Source organism: Paraburkholderia sediminicola (genome assembly GCF_046026895.1).
Lineage (GTDB): Bacteria > Pseudomonadota > Gammaproteobacteria > Burkholderiales > Burkholderiaceae > Paraburkholderia > Paraburkholderia sediminicola_C.
In genome coordinates this window covers 62876-81952 of sequence record NZ_JAQQEU010000002.1, presented here as the reverse complement: position 1 = coordinate 81952, position 19077 = coordinate 62876, and the positions used below count along the sequence as shown (strand labels likewise).

Genomic DNA, 19077 nt, shown 5'->3' with positions numbered 1-19077 from the left:
GGTTTGCGTGAGAACACAGATCAGGCTCGTTGCTGAGTCGGCTGACAGAAACGTCGCCGGTAATCAGAAGGCGTCAGGCCCACGACCTTGCGGAACACTCGACGAAATCCTCCCACGTCGCCATAGCCGAGACTCCACGAAATCTCTTCAATACAAAGCGGCGCAGAAACGTCCTCGGCTCAAGATCCGCATGCTGAGCAATGTCCACGACACTGACCGGACGCTCTCGCTGAGTGATAAGCCAATGCTGCGCTTTCAATATCGCTCTATCGCCATGTTTCGTGCGCGGATCGAATTCGCTGTAAAAGCGTTGTTCGCGTCCGGGCGGGTCGACGAGCATGTAGCGTGCTGTCTCCAGCATGACTGCCGTGCCTGGAAATTTCTCGGTGAGCCTCAGACCAAGGTCCGCCCAGGCGAGCACGCCCCCGGCCGTGACGACGTCCCCGTAGTCGATCACCATACGATCGGTTTCTGTAAGCACGTCAGGAAATTGCTGGACGAAAATGATCGCTAAAGGACCAATGCGTCGTAGCCTGCCGGCCGGCAAGCAGACCCGTTCTTGCCAGGATAAAGACGCCGCCGCATACGGCCGCGAGGACGACTCCTTCGGCGTGCCTTTGACGAAGCCACGGCACCAGAGGATTATCCTTTCCGGTCTTGACCGGCTTCCTAATTGGCGTCTGCGCTCGTAGAACGTTCATGCCTTCGTCAAAACCGCCCTCCAAAGGATACGAAATGAAAACGAATACTGGAAGTTCATACATCACCACCGCGGACGGAACCGAGATTTTTTTCAAGGACTGGGGCACGGGCCAACCCTTGGTCTTTCATCACGGCTGGCCTCTGTCCGCCGACGATTGGGATGCCCAACTAATGTTTTTCCTCGCGCACGGATACCGGGTGATCGCGCATGATCGCCGTGGCCACGGACGCTCGACCCAGACTGTGAGCGGCCATGACATGGACACCTACGCCGCCGACGTCGCCGAACTCGTCAAGGCGCGCTCGATCTCAGGGACGCCGTGCACATCGGTCACTCCACGGGCGGCGGCGAGGTGACGCGCTATGTCGCCCGGCACGGCACTGGCAACGGACGCGTGGCGAAAGCGGTATTGATCAGCGCGATTCCGCCGCTCTTCATGAAGTCGGAAAAGAACCCCGAAGGCGTCTCAAGGGAAGTTGTCGACGAGATCCACAACGGCACCGCGAACCATCGCTCCCAGTTTTACAAGGACATCACGATTCCGTTTTATGGCTTCAACCGGCCTGGCGCGACGCTCTCCGAGGGCATTCGCGAGAACTGGTGGCGGCAACGCATGATGGGCGGCATCAAGGCTCAATACGACTGCATCAAGGTCCTGTCCGAAACCGAGTTCTACGACGATCTGGCGATAATCGACGTTCCAGTTCTGGTGATGCATGGCGAAGACGACCAGATCTGCCCTTTCCCGACGACCGGAGCCCAGTCCGTCAAACTTTTGAAGCACGGGACGCTTAAGTCCTACCCCGGCTTACCGCACGGGATGCCGACCACGCACGCAGAGCAGATCAATGCCGATCTGCTGGCGTTCATCAAGGCCTGATTGGCGTGCTGCGCCTGGGCCGTGCCCAGGCGGTACGGTGGCGGCTTTTATACACCCGGTGCGCCCCAATATGTGCGGCTCCGTGTCATACAGTTTGAGTGCTTCCTCGATGCGTCGCTCTTCCAATCATTCTGGCGCACGCGTCGGCCCGGATCCCACCGTCATTCGATCGGTAAGCGGACAGTTCTCGACATCGCGCGCTGAAGGCAAAACGTGATCGCGGAACTGCTCGCGCAGCTTCAGCTTGTGCAGTTTCCCGGTCGCGGTGTGCGGCAACTCGTCGACGAAAACGACATCGTCGGGAATCCACCATTTGGCGACCTTGCCTTCGTAGACCGCGAGCAACGCCTCGCCCGTGACATCGAAGCCCGCACGCCTGACGACCACCAGCAGCGGCCGCTCGACCCACAACGGATGCGCGCACGCAATGCACGCCGCTTCCGCCACCGCAGGATGGGCGATCGCGATGTTCTCGATGTCGATTGAGCTGATCCATTCGCAGCCGGACTTGACCAGGTCTTTGCAGCGATCGGTGATGCGCATGAAGCCGTCGCGGTCGATCGTCGCCACGTCGCCGGTTGGAAACCAGCCGTCCGCCAGCGGCGAATCGTCCGTGCGGAAATACCGGTCGATCACCCACGGCCCGCGCACGTGCAGTTCGCCGAACGCGACGCCGTCCCACGGCAGTTCCTGCCCGTCCGCGCCGACGATCTTCATGTCGACGCCGTAGACCACATGTCCCTGCTTCTCCAGCAGGCTGCGCTGTTCGTCCGGCGAGCGCTGCGTCTGCTCCCAGTTGAGTTTTGCCAGTGTGCCGAGCGGCGACATCTCAGTCATGCCCCAGCCGTGGATAGCCTCGACGCCATAGTCCTCCTTGAACATCCTGAGCATTGCAGGCGGGCACGCGGAGCCGCCGATCATCGTGCGCTCCAGCGACGAAAACCGCACACCCGCTTCGCGCACGTAGCTGAGCAGCCCGAGCCACACCGTCGGCACACCGGCCAAACACGTGACGCGCTCGGCTTCCATCAGCGCGTAGAGCGACTTGCCGTCGAGGTCCTTGCCCGGGAACACCAGCCTCGCGCCGGTCAATGGCGCGGAGTGCGGAATGCCCCACGCGTTCACATGGAACATCGGCACGACGGGCAGCACGGAATCGCGCGCGGACAGACCCATCGCGCCAGGAAGCGATGCGCCGAGTGCATGCAGCACTGTGGAACGATGCGAGTACAGCACGCCCTTCGGATTGCCCGTTGTGCCCGACGTGTAGCAAAGATTCGCCGCGCTGCGCTCGTCGAGCAGCGGCCAGTCGAAGTTGCCGTCGTGCTGCGCGAGCAGCGCTTCGTAGCTCGATGCCGCCGTCGACATAGGCGGCATGCGCGCGTCATCCGTCATCGCAATCCAGCCGCGCACGTTCGGACATTGCGGCGCGAGCACGTCGACGAGCGGCGCGAACGTGATGTCGAACAGCACATAGCGGTCGTCGGCGTGATCGACGATATAGGCGATCTGATCGGGAAAGAGACGCGGGTTGATCGTGTGACAGACGGCACCGAAGCCGGTCGTGCCGTAGTAGGTCTCCAGGTGCCGGTAGCCATTCCATGCGAGCGTACCGATCCGGTCGCCCGGCTCGACGCCCAGCCCGATCAACGCCTGCGCGAGTTGCTTCGCGCGCTTCTCGCAGTCGCGATATGTGTAGCGATGCACGTCGCCCTCGACGCGCTTCGACACGATCTCCGTCGTGCCGAAGTAGCGTGACGCATGAGCCAGCAACGAAGAAACCGTCAGCGGCACGTCCATCATCTGTCCATGCAGCGGTGTCGTCATAGCCGCGCCTCCGTGCTGTTGTTGCGAACCCGGAAAATGCTCAAGAGGGCCGGCCACAATGGTATAGCCAGCCTTGGCTTCCGATGGCGATGCGGGCGTCGTGGTTCTCAGTGCTCGCCGTGGGCACTCGAAGGGTCAAGCGCCGAATGTCCTTCGAGATGAACCGCCAGGCAAATTTCCGTCAGTGATTCAAGATAGGTTAGCGACAGACCAGTTGCAAATGGCTGCCCGTGAGTCTGCGGGCTTTCCCCAAGTCCGGCAACGATGCCGGCGCCTGTCCTATTCCGCAGATGTTTAGGCCGAAATCGTTGACATTGGATCCGCATCACACCCTGCGATGTTGGGATCCGTCGTAGATAATCCGGTGAACGTGCAGCCGGTTGGATCAATGTGAGCGGGAAACAAAACGCGCCGCGCTTTGCACGTCCAGCGCGGCAAGCGATGCGATCGACAGGCGACAAGGAGACGTGATGAACCATGTTCCGCCGGTATCAGATGCTGGACCTGATGTACGTCGCCGCAACGCGCTCGTCGCGCTGCTCCCCGTTGCCGCCGCCGTCCTTTGCTGCGTCACGCCACTGCCTGCGCGCGCGGCCGGACCGTTGCCGGCGGGCGGTCGCTTCGTCGGCGGAACCGGGTCGATCGGCGGTAGCGGCGCCACCTTGACGATCAACCAGACCTCCGGCCGCGGCGTGGTCGACTGGGACAGTTTCTCGATCGGCGGCAAGAATCACGTCGTCTTCGCGAACGCCAACGGCGCCACGCTCAATCGCGTGACGGGCGGCTCGCCGTCAGCGATTCTCGGCACCCTCACCGCCAGCGGCAGCGTCTACCTGATCAACCCGCAAGGCATCCTTGTCGGACCGAAGGGCGTGATTTCCACCCACGGACGCTTCGTCGCATCGACCCTCGACGTGGACAGCCCCACCGCCTTCAACGGCGGACCGCTGACACTATCCGGTAACTCCAACGCGGGCATCGTCAATCTCGGCACGATCGCGTCGAGCCGGGGCGACGTCTTCCTCATCGCGCGCAGCGGCGTGACCAACGCGGGCACCATCAGCGCGCCCAACGGCACGGCGGAACTGGCCGTTGCGCAGCAGGTGCTGCTGCAGGATTCCTCGTCGGGCAAGCAGGTGTTCGTCCAGGCGGGCACGGGCGGTTTGCTGTCGAATAAAGGCGTAATTAAGGCCGCGCAGGTCAACCTGCAAGCGATGGACGGCAACATCTACGCGCTCGCCGGCAATCACGAAGCCATCCGCGCAACCGGCACGGCCACGCGCGACGGCCACGTCTGGCTGGTGGCCGGCCATGGTCTGGTACGGCCCGGCGGTTCGATCGAGGCGACCGGGGGCACCGTCGACATGAGCGCGGACACCGTGACCTTCCCCGCCCGCGGCACGTCGGTTAAGGCCGCTCAATGGAACATCTCGACAGCGGGCTTCACGGTCGGCGGCAACGCGGCACGCGCGCTTTCGGCGAGCCTCGGCAACGGCACGTCAGTCGATGTGCAAACGACGGGCGCGAGCGGCAACAGCGGCGACCTCGACGTGAATTCGGGGCTCACCTGGCGAGGAAGCGCGTCGTTGACACTCGCGGCCTATCACACGCTGACGGTCAGGCGAGGAGCAACCATCGGCAATCGGGGCAGCGGCAATCTGACGTTGCGCGCGGATGCCGCGAGCCTGGACAACGGCGGCGGCGTCGTCAACCACGGCGTGGTCGACTGGTCGCGCAGCACCGGGATCGTCGATGCGCTGTACGACATGAACGGGACCTACAGCGCGGGCACGGTGTTGGCCAATTCGGCGTGGACCAGCGCGCCGGGCAGTGGTCAGATCACGCAGATCACCGCTTACAAGCTGATCAACAATGTCGCCGACCTGGAAAACATTTCGCAGAACCTGGCGGGCAACTACGCGCTCGGCAAGGATGTCGACGCGGCGGGGGTGGCGCTCACGCCGATCGGCAATCACGCGACGCCCTTCACGGGCCAGTTCGACGGCATGTGGCATAACGTGCTTAACGCCACGGTGCAGATCGCCGATTTCAGTCACGACTACTCGGCCGGGCTGTTCGGTGTGGTTGGACAGGCGGGCGTGCTGCGTGATGTGGGCGTCGAGAATGGGTCGGTCAACACGAGCTTTCTAGGCAGCGGCATTCTGGCCGGCGTCAACCAGGGCTTGATCACGTCCGCGCACACCACGGGCGTGGCCGCGGAACCGACCCAGGAAGGCACCACGTTCGGCGGCCTGGTGGGTCGCAACGAGGGCACCGTCGAGCGCTCGTGGAGCAGCGCCGCAGTCTCGGGTTCCGACGCGAACGGCGGGCTCGTGGGCTACAACCTGGGTTCGATCACGCAGTCGTATGCGACGGGGAGCGTCAGTCCGACCTATTCGACGGGCTTCGGCGGCGGGCTGGCCGGCATCAACAATGGGAAGATCAGCCAGTCGTTCGACACGGGCGCGGTTCAGACCCGCCTGATGCCGACCCACGGCGTGATCGCCTTTGGTTCCGGCACCCTCGCGCCGGATGTCTACTGGAACAGGCAAACGACGGGGCAGCTTTCGAGCGGCGGGACGCTGCCGCTGTCGAACGGGCTCACCACCGCGCAGATGAGCAACCCTGCCAGCTTTGCCGGCTACGACCTGGGTCCGAATGGCGTATGGGCGATGCCGGCCGGCGCCACCCACCCCGTGCTGCGCTGGCAGCTTGCGCACTAGCCGGGTCGGGTCGTCCGGCGCCGAACCGGCGCGCCTGACGCGACGCGTGTTCGGGCCTTTGCATGGTGCGCTGATCGCGCTAGGCATGGCAGCCGCCGTTCAGTGTTCTCCGGCATCGGCGCAGGCGTGGCGCGACCTCGCGCCGCAGCCTGCCCCGCCGACGCCGCGCGGCGCGCCGCCCCAGCAGTCTCCCGAAGCCGATACGGAAGCCGCGCAGATCGCCGTTAGCAGGCTCGAAGGGTTGATCTTTGAACCCGCAGGTACGAATGCGCCGGCAGCGCTGGCGCCGTCGCAACACATCGCCGCCACCGATCTGCCGGTACTGGACGCCCAATTTCTAAACGCCTTCGAGGCGGATCTCGGCAAGCCGCTGAGCTTCGCGCGTCTTGCCGAGATCCGCCGCGAGGTCGTCGAGCGTTATCGCGCGGCGGGCAAACCGCTGGTGGATGTCTACGTGCCCGAGCAGGACGTAAGCTCGGGCGTGGTGCATATCGCCGTCGCCGAATTCCGGCTGGGCCAGGTTCGCACACGCGGCAACCGCTACTTTTCCGACGCGTTGCTCGAACGCGAAATGCCGCTCGAACCCGGCGGCGCGATCCTGCAATCTGAGGTGTCGGCGGGACTGGCCGTGCTCAACGCGAACCCGTATCGGCGGGTGGACGCGGTTTTTGCACCCGGCGATGCGGCGAACTCGACCGACGTGATCCTGCAAACGGAAGATCGCCTGCCGCTGCGCGTGAACGCGGGTTACGACAACGCCGGCGTGCCCGAGCTCGGCCGCGATCGCTTCTTCGCGGGCATCGGCTACGGCAACCTGTTCGGACTCGACCAGCAGATCGCGTATCAATTCACCGCGAGCAACGACTTCTTCAGCGGCAATCCGGACATCGAAGGGCGGCCCGATCGCGCGCGCTTCACCGCGCATGCGCTGAATTACGTCGCGCCATTGCCGTGGGGCGACAGCATCGAACTGTTCGGGGTCTATGCGCAAAGCACGCCACGGCTGCCCGAAAGTTATGGGCAGACAGGTATCTCCGCGCAGATGAGTGTGCGCTACGACTGGCGTCTGCCTGGCACGACCGATACGGCGCAGCAGATCCAGTTCGGCTACGACTTCAAGCGCAGCAACAACGATCTGGAATTCGGCGGCTTTCAGGTGTTCAACTCGAACACCCACGTGCATCAATTCCTGTTGACCTACGACATCAGCAAGCCAACCGACGCGGGCACCGCGCACGCATCGGCGACGCTCGTCGGCAGTCCGGGGGCACTGGATAGCGCGAACGACGACGCGGCGTTCAACGCCGCGCGACAAGGCGCGACCCCTCGTTACATGTATCTGCAACTGGCCGCGCTGCGCACGTTCGCGCTCGGCGCGGGCTTCACGCTGAGCGCAAGCGGCGCATTCCAGTGGACACCGAACACGTTGTTGCCCAGCGAAGAAATGGGACTCGGCGGAGAGTCCAGCGTGCGAGGGTACACGCCGTACGTCGCGCTCGGCGATCGCGGCTGGAGCGTGCAGACCGAATTGCGCGCGCCCGGACTGCCGTTCGGCGCAAGCAGCGCGATCATTCAAGCTTTTGTGTTTTTCGATGCCGGGCATGTGTGGAATCGCATCGATCAGCCCGCGGAAACCAGCAGCGGTTCACTTGCCAGCGCCGGCGCGGGCGTGCGCTTCCAGTGGTCGCGATTCGTCGACTTTCACTGCACTTATGGGGTGCCGCTGCGCGCGCCGACCCCGGGTGGATCCAAAGCGCCGATGGTGTTGCTGTATGTTTCGATCGGCAGTTGATTGCCGGGCGGCGGCGCGTGTTGCGTGGCAGTGCCCCGGCATGCGCGCTAATGCTTTCGTCGACTCGCGGCAAAGTCGCAAATGTTCAGCATAAAGGCGCCAACCATTCAGTTTCGTGGCACCGATGTATCGCGGCGGACACGACGGCCACTCCGCTGAACGATGCCGGCAAAACCGGCAGGCTTTAGCCACCTTCATTGCGACTATCGACAAACGGCGAATCGGTATCGCTGCCGCCAGCGCGCAGCGCCGCCCGCGCCTCATCCGCTAACTTTTGGTAGTGTTTGCGGAAGCGGTTGAGGTCTTTTTCTTCGAGTTCTTCAAGATCGAGCAGCGCGTTGTGTGCACCCTCGATCGCGCGAATCAGTTCATCGAGCTTGATCTGCATCGCCGCCGAGTCGCGGTTTTGCGTATTCTGAATCAGGAAGACCATCAGAAACGTCACGATCGTGGTCGACGTATTGATGACGAGTTGCCACGTGTCGCTGTAATGGAAAAACGGGCCGGTAATCGCCCAGATCAGCACGAGAGCGGCCGCCAGAACGAACGCGGCCGGCCTGCCGGTCATCGTGGACAGGTAGCTGGAAAACTGCGAAAACCATTTGCTGGTCATGATGATCTCCGGGCTCAACACGATGTCCGGAATGATCGCACGCACTTGCCACCTGCCGACATTTTAAAGATCGGGCCGCGCCCGATGACTTGCCTGCTGCCGCCTTCCTATCCACCCGAAGCGGTGGTCGACGTAAGCGCGGCTTCAGCCCGCTTCGTGCTGAAGTTCCAGCGTTGCGCCGAGCCCGTATCGACCGGCGCGGGCAAAAGACCTGCGCGATAGAACGTGTCGGCAATCTTTTGCTGCTCACCGAAATTCTGCGCATCCACCGCGCGCACGACATAACTGCGGCGTCCATTTGCGCGCTCGATCGTCGCCGCGTCCAAGCCCCAGATGGGCGCGAGCAGCTTCGCCGCATCGTTGGGATGGGCGCGGACCCACATGCCTGCCGCCGTCAACTGCGCAAACACGGTATTGATCACGTCAGCGTGGGCCTTGGCAAAGTTGCTGGACGCCAGGTAGTACCGTTGATAGGAAGCGAGCCCTTCGCCATTGGCCAGAATGCGCACGTCCGGTGCCTTGTCCACCGCCACGACATACGGGTCCCATGTGATCCACGCATCCACGCTGCCGCGCTCGAACGCGGCTCGTCCATCGGCAGGCGTCAGATAGCTGATGCGCACGTCGGCCGGCGTCAGCCCCGCTTTGGCGAGCGCGGCGAGCAGCAGATAGTGACTGCCCGCGGCCCTGGTCACGGCGACGCGCTGGCCTTTCAGGTCAGCGAGTGTATGCAGCGGCCCGTCGCGTTTCACGATGACGGCCTGCGCGCCAGGCGACGGTGCTTCTTGTGCGACATACACGAAGCGTGCGTGAGCGGCCTGCGCGAAAACCGGAACCGTATCGGCGACATCGGCACTGAAATCGACCGCGTCGGCATTGAGCGCTTCGGTTAGCGGTAAGCCGCTAGCAAACTCGTTCCACGTAATGCTCACGCCCAGCGGCGCCAGCGCCTGCTCGAGCGAGCCACGCGCTTTCAGAATCGTAATGAGCGTCGACGACTTTTGATAGCCGATCCGCAGTTTCACCGGCGCCGAAGCACGGGCCCCTGTTTGCGCGTGAGCAACGCCGACGACGAGCAGTGAAGTCAGCATCGCGCGCGCGAACAAGCGAAAAATAGAAAGTGTCACGGCTTGATATTCCGGTCTGTGAACTTCGATGGATATGCCATCGTAGCAATGCAGGATCGCGCGGATAAGCGAGCGTTTTAGCTATGCTTAGCAGTCGGACGCATAACGAGGAGGCGGACCTTAAAAAAACAACAGTGACCGTAATTCGATGCTTCGGCGGGCTGGCGCATCCGGCGCGGAAGTGGGATCGTCGAACGCCGAGTGGGCCGTCAGCCGCGCAATCGGATCGCCCGCCGAATCGTAGATTTTCAGGAGCAGGAATTCGTCCGGCGTCATGTGCGGAAAGTAATACCAGTGGTGCCGCGGGTTGAACACGAGCGCGTAGGTCTCACCAACCTTGTCCGGATAGACGAGGTCCGAGGCGACCAGATCGTTGAGCGCGATGCTGCGCGAGTCGCATAGCGCCAGTGGCGACGATTGCACCGTCTCGCCAATGGGCCGCCACAGGTTGACGATCGCCACGCGGCCTTGCAACAACCGCTCGGCTTCTCCCGCAGGCAGATGATCCCGCACCCGGCGCGGCCCCGACACGAACGTCTGGTCGTTATGGATGTACTTGACCGGCTCCCTCACGCCTTCGCCGCGCTCAGGCTTGCCGTCACGCAGCGTGTGATCGAACACGACCACCCTCTTCGCTCCGGTAGCCCGCTTGAGCAGTGCTTCCGCTTCCGGGTAGTAGACGGCTTCGATCTGCGCCGGGTCCGAGAAATCGCTGAGCGCACTCGCATGCCGATGCAGTTCAAAGCCGTTGCGATCGAGCGACAAGCGGCCGGGCGGCGGCGCGACGCGCGCATTCGAAATCTTCACGCGATGCGGTCGGTACACCCCGCTGCGTTTCGGCACACCCGGCGGCGGCTCGTACTGGTAAGACACGGGCCTCTCGCCGGTAAATTCCAGGTAATTCAGTTCGGCTTCGACCGCCGTGGCCGATGCAGGTGTATCGATGACGACATCGCTCATGGTCAAGTCCTCACCACGTCAAAACGATTCATTGAAGGGGCGCAGATCGATTTCCTGCGACCAGGCACTACGGCCCTGCCGATGCAGAAACCAATAAGCGTCGGCGATATCGTCGGGATTCAGCAGGCCGTCTGGTCCACGCTCGGCAACACGTTGCGGCGCGGACGTGCGCAGACGCTCCCCGTCGATCCCGCCGTCGACCACGACATGCGCAACGTGGATATTGCGCGGCCCGAATTCGCGCGCGAGGCTCTGCGTGAGCGAACGCAAGCCGGCTTTCGCCGACGCGAATGCCGCAAAAGGCGGACGCCCCCGCAGCGACGCCGTGGCGCCGGTGAAAAACAACGAGCCGCGCCCGCTCGCGAGCAGCGGCTGCAAAGCCGCCCGGGCGAACAGGAAGCCGCCGAGCGTCGTGACACGCCACGCCGCTTCAAACTGTTCGGCGGTCAGTTCGAGCGTCGCCGCGCGAGTCGCGGCGGCGGCGTTGAAAACGGCGACTTCGAGCGTGCCCAGGCTGGCCAATTGCCGCGTGATCGCGGCGAGCTCGCTTTCACTGGTGACATCGCCGGGCAATGCGATCACGTTGCCGCCAGCGCCGCGAATTTCGCTGGCCAGCGCGTCGAGCCGCTCGCGCGAGCGGCCGGTCACGGCAACGGTCAGACCTTCGCGCGCGAAGCGGCGCGCGAGCGCGGCGCCCAGTCCGGCGCTCGCGCCGACACCGGCTATCCACGCAACACGCGCGGGCTCGTGTTTCTGCTCATGGGGTTCGCTCATCGGGATCTCCATTGCACACAGCCGCGGCACGCGACGCGTGGCGGCGTCGGGTGGTTCGCTCGGGCATAGAGTGCGCGCGTCAGAACGACCGCGTGCTTGCGTGGCCGACTCCCCCATCACCCGAGCGTCAGTCGGACGGAATATCGAACGGCACCACGAACATGCCGGCGGTGTATTCCATATGAAAGTAGCCGGATTGCGCGTAGGCCGCAATGCGTTCAAGCCTGTCCGGCGAATTGCATGCGCAGTGTGGCGGCGGCCCGCCTTGCGGCGAGCGCGCAGACGCCTCGCGTCCTCGCGTTATCCGGTCCACGAGAAAAGTACGGGTGTGCCGAAGTCCGTCCCAGATAGCCAGCGCTGAATTTGCCATCATGCGGCCTCCATCTATTCGCTTCATCGTTATTGAATCTAGCCGTCGACGCGGCGAAGGGCAAAGAAGCGTTTATGGAATGGTTTTCACGGAACCGGTCAAAGCGTGAGCTGACTGGCGCCGGTGCCGCGTCCAGCGCCGGTGACTACGATTTTTGAAACCGTCTTCAGACGACACCGCGAGTGCTAGGATGACGCCTGCGAAGCGTAGTCTTTTTCGCAAAGCACCGCCCGGGTTGCTGCTCATCATGGGAGACTTCTTGCCGGAACAAGCAGCCTGCGGGAAGACCCGAATCACTTCCCTGGTAGTGGAATAGTTGCGCAGCCCGACACTCAATCAAAGAGGAGACATCTAATGAAATTGTCGAAGCTCCTGCTCGCGAACGTGTTTGCCCTATCGGCCATTGGCTTGACTTCTGTTGCCGCGCATGCTGAAGATCTGCTGGACAGCGTCAAGCAGGCCGGCGTACTCAGGATTGGTCTGGAGGGCACCTATCCTCCATTCGATTCCCGCAACACCGCAGGTGAACTCGAAGGTTTCGACGTCGACGTCGCGAAGGCTGTGGCGGCCAAACTCGGCGTCAAGCCGCAATTCATTCCCACTGAGTGGAGCGGCATCATCGCGGCGCTTCAGGCCGGCAAATTCGACGTGATCGTCAACCAGGTCACCATCACACCGCAACGCAAGCAGTCTCTCGACTTCAGCCAGCCGTACACGTACTCGGCTGCGCAATTGATCCAGCGGGCAGACGACAAGCGCGAGTTCAAGTCGCTAGATGAATTCAAGGGCGACAAGAAGCTGGGCGTGACGCTCGGCACCAACTATGACCAGATGGCACGGGCCGTTCCGGGCATCAACGTGCAGACCTACCCCGGCGCGCCGGAAAAACTGCGTGATCTCTCAAGCAAACGGATTGATGCGACGATCGACGACCGCCTGATGTTGCCGTACATGATCAAGACCTCACAACTGCCGCTTCGTCCGGGCGCAGTGCTCAAGGGAGCGGATCAGGAGATGGGCATCCCGTTCCGCCAGAACAATCCCAAGTTTGCGAAAGCGCTCAATGATGCGCTGACCGAGCTGAAGCAGGACGGCACGCTGAAAAAGATATCCGTTCATTGGTTCGGCACCGACGTGACCCAACCGGTCACGCAGTAACTGCCCACGCGTTCGTGTGCGCCCACGCCGGGCAGTTGGACTGGCGGCGTGGGCGCGCATCGTGGACATCGCATTGCCGCTGCCTATTACCAGCACATCGTTCACGATCGGTCGCTTCCGGAGTTCAGGTCGTGCAGCGCAGTGCCCGGCCAGCGTGCGGCCGCGGCGTTCACGCGCGACACGACGGCCTGTTCGCGCCGTCTAGGCTTCGCGGCGCGAGACCTGTTCGCGGATTGCCGCGCGAAATCGGTCAACGGTCCACGATTCATCGAGTGCGCGACAGAACAAGCCCTGTTGGCTCTCCGGCGCAAGGCCGCCGAGCGGCGGGTCCCGGTCGAGGTTCGTCGGAAAGGCGTAGCCCTCTGCGCACGAGGCAACCACGGCGTCGGCTTCAGCTCTTGTCATGCTCGATCCGCCGAGGCACTCCAGCAGGACCGGGTAGAGTGCCTCGCACATCCTCGCGCGGTTCAACGACTCCATTGCGCGGCCATAGGCCGATGAGATCTGCAACAGGTTCGCCATGCGCTGCACTGACGCCGTCCGGTTTGAACCGGCTGCGTGAAAGAGCGCCGGATTGAAGAAAAGCGCATCGCCTTTCGCGAGCGGCAATTGCACGAAGTGCGTCTCGAAGTAATCGCGGAAGTCCTGGCGACGCCACGCAAGATAGCCTTCGGCATAGCGTTGCGAGAACGGCAGAAGCTTGGTTGGGCCGCTTTCCACCGGCATGTCGCTGTGGGCGATCGCGCCTTGCAGGGTGAGAAAGGCCGACATCGCGTGCACATGGGCTGGGTAACGTTCGGCTTCCGCTGCGGTCTGAAAGCCGAGATGGTAGTCCCGATGCGCCTGCTGCGCCTCGCCGCCGGGACGCACGACATTGACCTGCGCCGTGATCTGAAAGCGAGGACCAAGCCACGCCTCGGCAACGGCGAGAATCGCCGTGTTCGAATAGTAGCGGGCAAAGACCGACGGAGCACGCAGACACAGCTTCTCCTGAGCATTCCAGATCCGGTCATTTGCGCCCGCTTTCGCAAAGTGGTCAGCGGCCGCGGCACCCGCCTCGCGCTCTTCGCGGATGATCGATTCGAAGACTTTTGTAGCGTCATCAACGGGCGTGGTGTCGGCATAAACCCGCTTCAACACCAGCACGCCCGCCCCACGATTCAATACATTGGCCCACTCGGCTTGCAGGTCAGCGCGGCGCAACGGGTCTTCCAGGTCATTGCCAAGCTCGCGGCAGTCGTAGATCGGAATGTGCTCGCATAGATCGGCGGCGAACTTCAGATCGTGATCTTCCGGCCGGGCCTTCAGCACGGCGACAAAGTCCGGCAGCGAACAATCCTGCTCACGATACCCACGGCGTGCCGGCGCATGGTTGCGCAGGTCGGTGCTGTTCATGGCGCCTCCTCCTTATCTGGTATCGAGAATAGTCCTCCAGCGGCCGCTTGCGTTGCCATAAACACCTCAAAAACACATCAATCAGGGATGCACAAAGCGTGGCTGATCGATTTCTGATGAAGGAAATCGTTGTCCAGGCGGGTCTTTGGCTGCGCGAGGCAGAGAGCAGTACGGTCCTGCATCACGACCTCCGGCAAAGACATGCGGACCGCCGCCACTACATCATGAATTTCCATAAGCTGCTGCCTGCTTCGGCCCTCGGTCTCTCGTCGCCGGCGGTCGTCGTGACGCCAGTCAACCCGCCCCAAGATGGCCGGTCAAATCGGCGTGCGGATAATTTTGACCTGTTGGGTCGCAGCGGGGCACAGCTATAATAGGGTTTTTACCTACGCAATTACCCGAGAGACCTGCCATGAATACCGCCGCTGCCGCAGTACGCACCAACCCCAACTGGTTCGCGCGTTTTCGCGCCCACTGCGCGCATGCATGGGCAATCCATCTGCGTACCTGCGAATTGATCGCTGAGTCGCGCCGCGGACTGTTCTAACGTCAGGCACCTGGCGGGCGGCGGTTGCGTATGCACCGCCGTGCGCGCCTGCGTCGCCGGTTGAGCTTGGCCGTCGCGCAAGCGGTCGGACGCATGAGTGACCCGTTCGACAGCGTCACACACCGAGCCATGCTGCGCAGCAACTGACCGCGCCGAAAGTCCCCACCCCGCCTTCAATCGCCGCAACCAGCAAGTGCTTTGCGCCCGCCTCAACGCCCTTTGCTCCGCTTCGGCGGCACGGCGTTATTCGACAGATCAAAACCCAGCTTCCTGCCCGCGGAAGCTGACGAACTCGCACGCTTTCGCCGTGATCGATTCGCGCCTGCGAGTTGCGCGAGGAGCGCATCGTCGTCCTCGGCTTCGCTCGCTTCCGGCGAAGCAGCCGCATTTGCTGGCCGCTTCTTCTTTGTCGACGCAGCCTGGCCAGTCCGGCCGTCACGTTGCGCGGCAGCGTCGGCAAGACCCGTGACGTGTTCGATGATGGAAACAAAGTCCCGCTCCACATTGTCGAGCGGATTGCCGGGCATCATGACCGCGACCACGATCTCGCGTATCGAACGCCGGTCTGTTGCGCGAACGGTGGAGATGGCTTGCCAGTCCAGCGGCGCCCGGCCGACCGATGCAATCACCCGTTCGAGCACCGCGGGCGACAGTACGCCACCTTCGTAGAGGCTGAGCACGAGTCGCTGCGCAGCATCCGCGAGGGCGGAAGCGGGTGAGGTCATGCGTCGTTCTCCGTGCGGCGGTTGAGTGACTGTACTGGACTTCGTCGTGCATAACTCAGCTCCGATTCGCCGCCGGCATCTTGGGAACTAGCCCCGAAAGTTGCGCTGCGAGGCCTTCATCATCCCGGCTTCCTTTTGGTCTGCACTGCCGCAGCAGCCCGGCGGCGACATCGTCGGCCGCAATTGCTTCTGACAGTACAGCGAGACTGAAATCAAGCGTCGCTCATGCCCACGCCGTTGAGGAGAAACCGGCCGCCAACCGCAGCTGAGAGTGCTTATCGAATCACGCTCTGAACTCGTCGGCAAGTTTCATTGCTTCCCTACGGTTACATGGAATTAGTTTTCCATCCGGTTTGCCTTTCCCAGCGTGGCACGCAAGACGGCTTGATGGAAATCCATCATTTTCCCTCGTGAACCCGCGCGCCGCGTCATCTATCGTAGACCCAACGAAAAGCGCACCGGCGACCGCCGCATTGACGGGAAGCCACCAAATCCAGCAAAGTCGCACACAGCAGGAGACACCCATGTCCTCGACTTCCGGCGTCGAAGGCGGAGGCGCCGCACCTCGCGTCACCGACACAGCCTTTGAAGACGGCATCGGTCAGCCGTGGTACCAGCCCGCAATTTCGCGTGCAGCGCTCAAGGAACTAATGAAGCGCAGCGACGCCGAAGGCTGGCGCAACTTCGGACTATGGCTCGCGTTGCTGATTGCTTCGGGCGTTGTGGCGGCCGTGTCATGGGGAAGCTGGTGGGCGGTGCCGACATTCTTTGTCTACGGCACGATCTACTCGTCAAGCGACGCGCGCTGGCATGAACTCGCGCACGGCACGCCATTCAGGAGCCGTCGTGCCAACGATTTCTTCTATCACCTGTCGTCGTTCATGACGATTCGCGAAGCCTACTGGTGGCGCTGGAGTCACGCGCGGCACCACACGCACACCTACTTCCAGGCGCGCGATCCCGAGATCCAGGTCGCACGGCCGACGAAAGTCTGGCCGATCGTCATCGATTTTCTCGGCCTGATGGGTTGCTCGATCGAAATCGGCAAGGTCGTGCGGCACGCGTTCGGCCGCGTCGACGCCGCGACCGACGCGTTTCTGCCCGCGTGCGAAAAACCCAAGATGATCTGGTCGTGCCGTATCTACCTCGCAGTGGTGCTCGGCACACTCGCGCTCGCAATCGCCACGCACAGCTTCCTGCCGCTCATGTTCGTCTGGACTCCGCGCTTCTACGGCGGCTGGCTGCATCAACTGCTCGGCCTCACCCAGCATGCGGGACTAGCCGTCAACGTGAAGGATCACCGTCTGAACACGCGCACGGTGCATATCAATGCCGTGTTTCGCTTTCTCTATCTCAACATGAACTACCACCTCGAACACCATCTGCTGCCGATGGTGCCATTCCATGCGCTGCCGCGTCTGCACGAAGCGATCAAGGATCAATTGCCACCTGCGTATCCGAGCCTCTACGCGGCGTATCGGGAGATGCTGCCGGCGCTGTGGAAACAGCGGTCCGATGCTTCCCACGTGATCGAACGGAAGATCCCGGTCAAGGACCTGCCGCAAGACGCATTCCCCGCGCAATCGAACGCCTGAACGACCTCGAATAACGGAGACTCCCATGACCGTCGAAACGAACAACCTCAAGTGGGTCGTGGCCTGCGCCACCGGCGATATCGATGTAGAAGACGTGATCCGCTTCGATCACGCCGGTGTGAGTTACGCGGTGTACCGGATCGATGAAGGCTTCTTCGCGTCCGACGGCTGGTGCACGCACGAACGCGCGCATCTCGCCGATGGCTTCGTCGTGAATCGCGAGATCGAATGTCCGCTGCATCAGGGGCGCTTCGACATTCCTACCGGCACGCCGAAAAGCCCGCCCGTATGCGTGCATCTGAAAACCTATCCGGTGCGCGTCGAGAACGGCGAAGTGCTGCTTGGCGTTCCGGCAAAGGACCCGTCATGACGAATCAACCCGCGATGGTGATCGTCGGCGCCGGACAGACAATGAATGTCTCGTGAACGACGCTAGTCGACAGGCGGCAGATTCTCGCGCAGCAGCACGGTGACAGGAATCTGGTGAGGCAACGCGACACCCGGGTCGCGATGGTAGTGCCGCAGCACGATTTCGATGGAACGCATCGCTTCGCCGGCCGGATTCTGATCGAGCACGGCGTCGAGCGTACCTTCTATCAGCAGTCGCCGCGAACTCTCGCTGAGTTCATGGCCGACGAAAACCGTTGAGCGCACACGGCCGAGTGCAACGAGCGCAGCGCCGACGCCCTCGTTGCCGACCGAAATGTTGTAGATCCCGCGCAAGTCGGGATAGCGCCGGAAGACATCGCGAATGAGTTGTTCGGTTATCGCCGACTGCTCGCGGCTCTCTACGGTCTCCACGATGTCGCAGCTCGGAAAGCGCCGCCGCAGCACGGAACGAAAGCCGCTTTCGCGCTCTTCATGGCCGAGGAAGTCATGCATGCCCGTCAGCACCAGCACCTTACCGCCCGCATCGCCGAGAAAGCGCCCGATCAGTTCGCCCGCGACGCGTCCCGCGCAACGGTTGTCGATGCCGACATAAGCGAGCCGCCCGGTGCCCGGCAGATCGCTGGCGAGCGTCACAACCGGAACGGTGCGGCTGACCTGGTGCAGCGCAGCGGTGATGTCCGGATGCTCGTACGCGACGATGACGAGCGCGTCGGCCTTCTGCGTAACGCGGCGAATGGTGTCGACCACGCGCGCCGGTTCGAGGCTCTCGAAGTAGGTGACCGCGCAGATCACGCGCTGTGCTTCGAAGGTCTTTTGCGCGGCCTCGAAGCCTTGCTTCAACGATCTATAGTACGGCGCGACCGGCTGCTGCAACAGGATCGCAATACGCAGCCAGCGCACCGAAACCGATTCGAGCGCGCGGTCGATCTTCAGCTTGCGCGCCCATTCGAGCACGCTCGTTTCTTTCGCGCGCGAGACGCCACCCCGGCCGTTCAGCACGCGATCGACGGTCGCTTCGCTGACACCGGCGGCTCTCGCGATGTCGGCCATGTTCGTTTTGCGGCGCGTGGAACGGGGCATGCGCATCAGCCTGACAGGAAGGGAAAGCGATGATTCACACGATCATCGCATCGCGGCCGCCCTGTATCAAGCTACGTCGCCTACGCGCAGCGCCGCCGCCGACAATTGCCCGGCCACTTCGGCAACCACGATAGATTTCTGGCCGTGAACAGGACAGCAGCACGCCCAAAGCAACGCAAAGTGCCCGCAACTCGGAAGCTGCCGCGCAACAGACGTCACAGGAGACACGAAATGAAGCGGACAATGATCAGGTTGGCCCGCGGCCGTTGGCGGCGTCTGGGCGCGGCGTTGCGTTCGATCGACGACGACCTCGTTCGTGCTGACGCACCGTTCATCTTCGCCGTGGTCGCCAACGCAGGGATGCGCCGGACGGCGCGGCCTGAAGGTCAACGATCTGCTTTGAACCAATGCCAACGGA

Annotated in this window: 18 protein-coding genes and 1 pseudogene; 6 read left to right on the top strand and 13 right to left on the bottom strand. The window is 62.8% G+C overall.

The window, feature by feature from the left end; all coding sequences use genetic code 11:
* Positions 1-20: 20 nt before the first annotated feature.
* Genes PQR02_RS02355 through PQR02_RS02345 form a run of 3 tightly spaced genes read right to left on the bottom strand, consistent with a single transcriptional unit; the run spans position 21 to position 701 of the window.
* On the bottom strand, positions 21-116 hold the full coding sequence (locus PQR02_RS02355) for a hypothetical protein (protein ID WP_408224853.1): 96 nt from the start codon (positions 114-116) through the stop codon (positions 21-23).
* Positions 74-460: a helix-turn-helix domain-containing protein gene (locus PQR02_RS02350; protein ID WP_408225231.1), complete on the bottom strand. Its 387-nt coding sequence runs from the start codon at positions 458-460 to the stop codon at positions 74-76. The genes PQR02_RS02355 and PQR02_RS02350 overlap by 43 nt, the downstream gene beginning before the upstream one ends.
* Positions 461-482: 22 nt before the next feature.
* A complete protein-coding gene (locus PQR02_RS02345) occupies positions 483-701 on the bottom strand; it encodes a DJ-1/PfpI family protein (protein WP_408225213.1) in 219 nt (72 codons plus the stop codon).
* 34 nt (positions 702-735) lie between these two features.
* Between PQR02_RS02345 and PQR02_RS02340 the strand changes: the two are divergent.
* A pseudogene (locus tag PQR02_RS02340) lies at positions 736-1583 on the top strand (alpha/beta fold hydrolase).
* A gap of 126 nt (positions 1584-1709) precedes the next feature.
* Here the strand turns inward: PQR02_RS02340 and PQR02_RS02335 are convergent.
* Complete coding sequence (locus tag PQR02_RS02335; protein ID WP_408224850.1) at positions 1710-3410, bottom strand: 3-(methylthio)propionyl-CoA ligase; 1701 nt, start codon at positions 3408-3410, stop codon at positions 1710-1712.
* Between the two features lie 470 nt (positions 3411-3880).
* Between PQR02_RS02335 and PQR02_RS02330 the strand changes: the two genes are divergently transcribed.
* Complete coding sequence (locus PQR02_RS02330) at positions 3881-6133, top strand: two-partner secretion domain-containing protein (RefSeq protein WP_408224847.1); 2253 nt, start codon at positions 3881-3883, stop codon at positions 6131-6133.
* Between the two features lie 85 nt (positions 6134-6218).
* Entirely contained in the window at positions 6219-7925 is a 1707-nt protein-coding gene (locus tag PQR02_RS02325) for a ShlB/FhaC/HecB family hemolysin secretion/activation protein (RefSeq protein WP_408224844.1), read from the top strand.
* A 184-nt stretch (positions 7926-8109) separates the two neighbouring features.
* Here PQR02_RS02325 and PQR02_RS02320 read toward each other — a convergent pair whose 3' ends face one another.
* From PQR02_RS02320 to PQR02_RS02300, 5 genes are all read right to left on the bottom strand, one after another.
* Positions 8110-8538, bottom strand: a complete 429-nt coding sequence (locus PQR02_RS02320) for a low affinity iron permease family protein (RefSeq protein ID WP_408225210.1) — start codon at positions 8536-8538, stop codon at positions 8110-8112.
* Positions 8539-8645: 107 nt separating this feature from the next.
* Positions 8646-9629 (bottom strand): aliphatic sulfonate ABC transporter substrate-binding protein, encoded by a 984-nt coding sequence (locus PQR02_RS02315; RefSeq protein ID WP_408225204.1) that lies wholly within the window; start codon positions 9627-9629, stop codon positions 8646-8648.
* Positions 9630-9785: 156 nt separating this feature from the next.
* Positions 9786-10625: a CmcJ/NvfI family oxidoreductase gene (locus PQR02_RS02310; RefSeq protein ID WP_408224841.1), complete on the bottom strand. Its 840-nt coding sequence runs from the start codon at positions 10623-10625 to the stop codon at positions 9786-9788.
* A gap of 18 nt (positions 10626-10643) precedes the next feature.
* The gene (locus PQR02_RS02305; RefSeq protein WP_408224838.1) at positions 10644-11399 is read right to left on the bottom strand and encodes an SDR family NAD(P)-dependent oxidoreductase; all 756 of its coding nucleotides are present in this window, start codon (positions 11397-11399) and stop codon (positions 10644-10646) included.
* A gap of 127 nt (positions 11400-11526) precedes the next feature.
* The gene (locus PQR02_RS02300; RefSeq protein WP_408224835.1) at positions 11527-11772 is read right to left on the bottom strand and encodes a hypothetical protein; all 246 of its coding nucleotides are present in this window, start codon (positions 11770-11772) and stop codon (positions 11527-11529) included.
* A gap of 351 nt (positions 11773-12123) precedes the next feature.
* On the opposite strand from PQR02_RS02300, the gene PQR02_RS02295 reads away from it, so the two are divergent.
* Positions 12124-12927 carry a transporter substrate-binding domain-containing protein gene (locus PQR02_RS02295; RefSeq protein ID WP_408224832.1) on the top strand — a complete coding sequence of 268 codons (804 nt, stop codon included), beginning with the start codon at positions 12124-12126 and terminating at the stop codon, positions 12925-12927.
* 201 nt (positions 12928-13128) lie between these two features.
* On the opposite strand, the gene PQR02_RS02290 is transcribed toward PQR02_RS02295, so the two are convergent.
* From PQR02_RS02290 to PQR02_RS02280, 3 genes are all read right to left on the bottom strand, one after another.
* A complete protein-coding gene (locus PQR02_RS02290; RefSeq protein ID WP_408224829.1) occupies positions 13129-14322 on the bottom strand; it encodes a phytanoyl-CoA dioxygenase family protein in 1194 nt (397 codons plus the stop codon).
* A gap of 77 nt (positions 14323-14399) precedes the next feature.
* Positions 14400-14558 (bottom strand): hypothetical protein, encoded by a 159-nt coding sequence (locus PQR02_RS02285; RefSeq protein WP_408224826.1) that lies wholly within the window; start codon positions 14556-14558, stop codon positions 14400-14402.
* Between the two features lie 520 nt (positions 14559-15078).
* The gene (locus tag PQR02_RS02280; RefSeq protein ID WP_408224823.1) at positions 15079-15594 is read right to left on the bottom strand and encodes a hypothetical protein; all 516 of its coding nucleotides are present in this window, start codon (positions 15592-15594) and stop codon (positions 15079-15081) included.
* Between the two features lie 524 nt (positions 15595-16118).
* On the opposite strand from PQR02_RS02280, the gene PQR02_RS02275 reads away from it, so the two are divergent.
* Both PQR02_RS02275 and PQR02_RS02270 read left to right on the top strand, forming a co-directional pair.
* A complete protein-coding gene (locus tag PQR02_RS02275; protein ID WP_408224820.1) occupies positions 16119-17189 on the top strand; it encodes a fatty acid desaturase in 1071 nt (356 codons plus the stop codon).
* A gap of 25 nt (positions 17190-17214) precedes the next feature.
* Entirely contained in the window at positions 17215-17559 is a 345-nt protein-coding gene (locus PQR02_RS02270; RefSeq protein WP_408224817.1) for a Rieske 2Fe-2S domain-containing protein, read from the top strand.
* 62 nt (positions 17560-17621) lie between these two features.
* On the opposite strand, the gene PQR02_RS02265 is transcribed toward PQR02_RS02270, so the two are convergent.
* A complete protein-coding gene (locus PQR02_RS02265) occupies positions 17622-18659 on the bottom strand; it encodes a LacI family DNA-binding transcriptional regulator (protein ID WP_408224814.1) in 1038 nt (345 codons plus the stop codon).
* Positions 18660-19077: the final 418 nt, after the last annotated feature.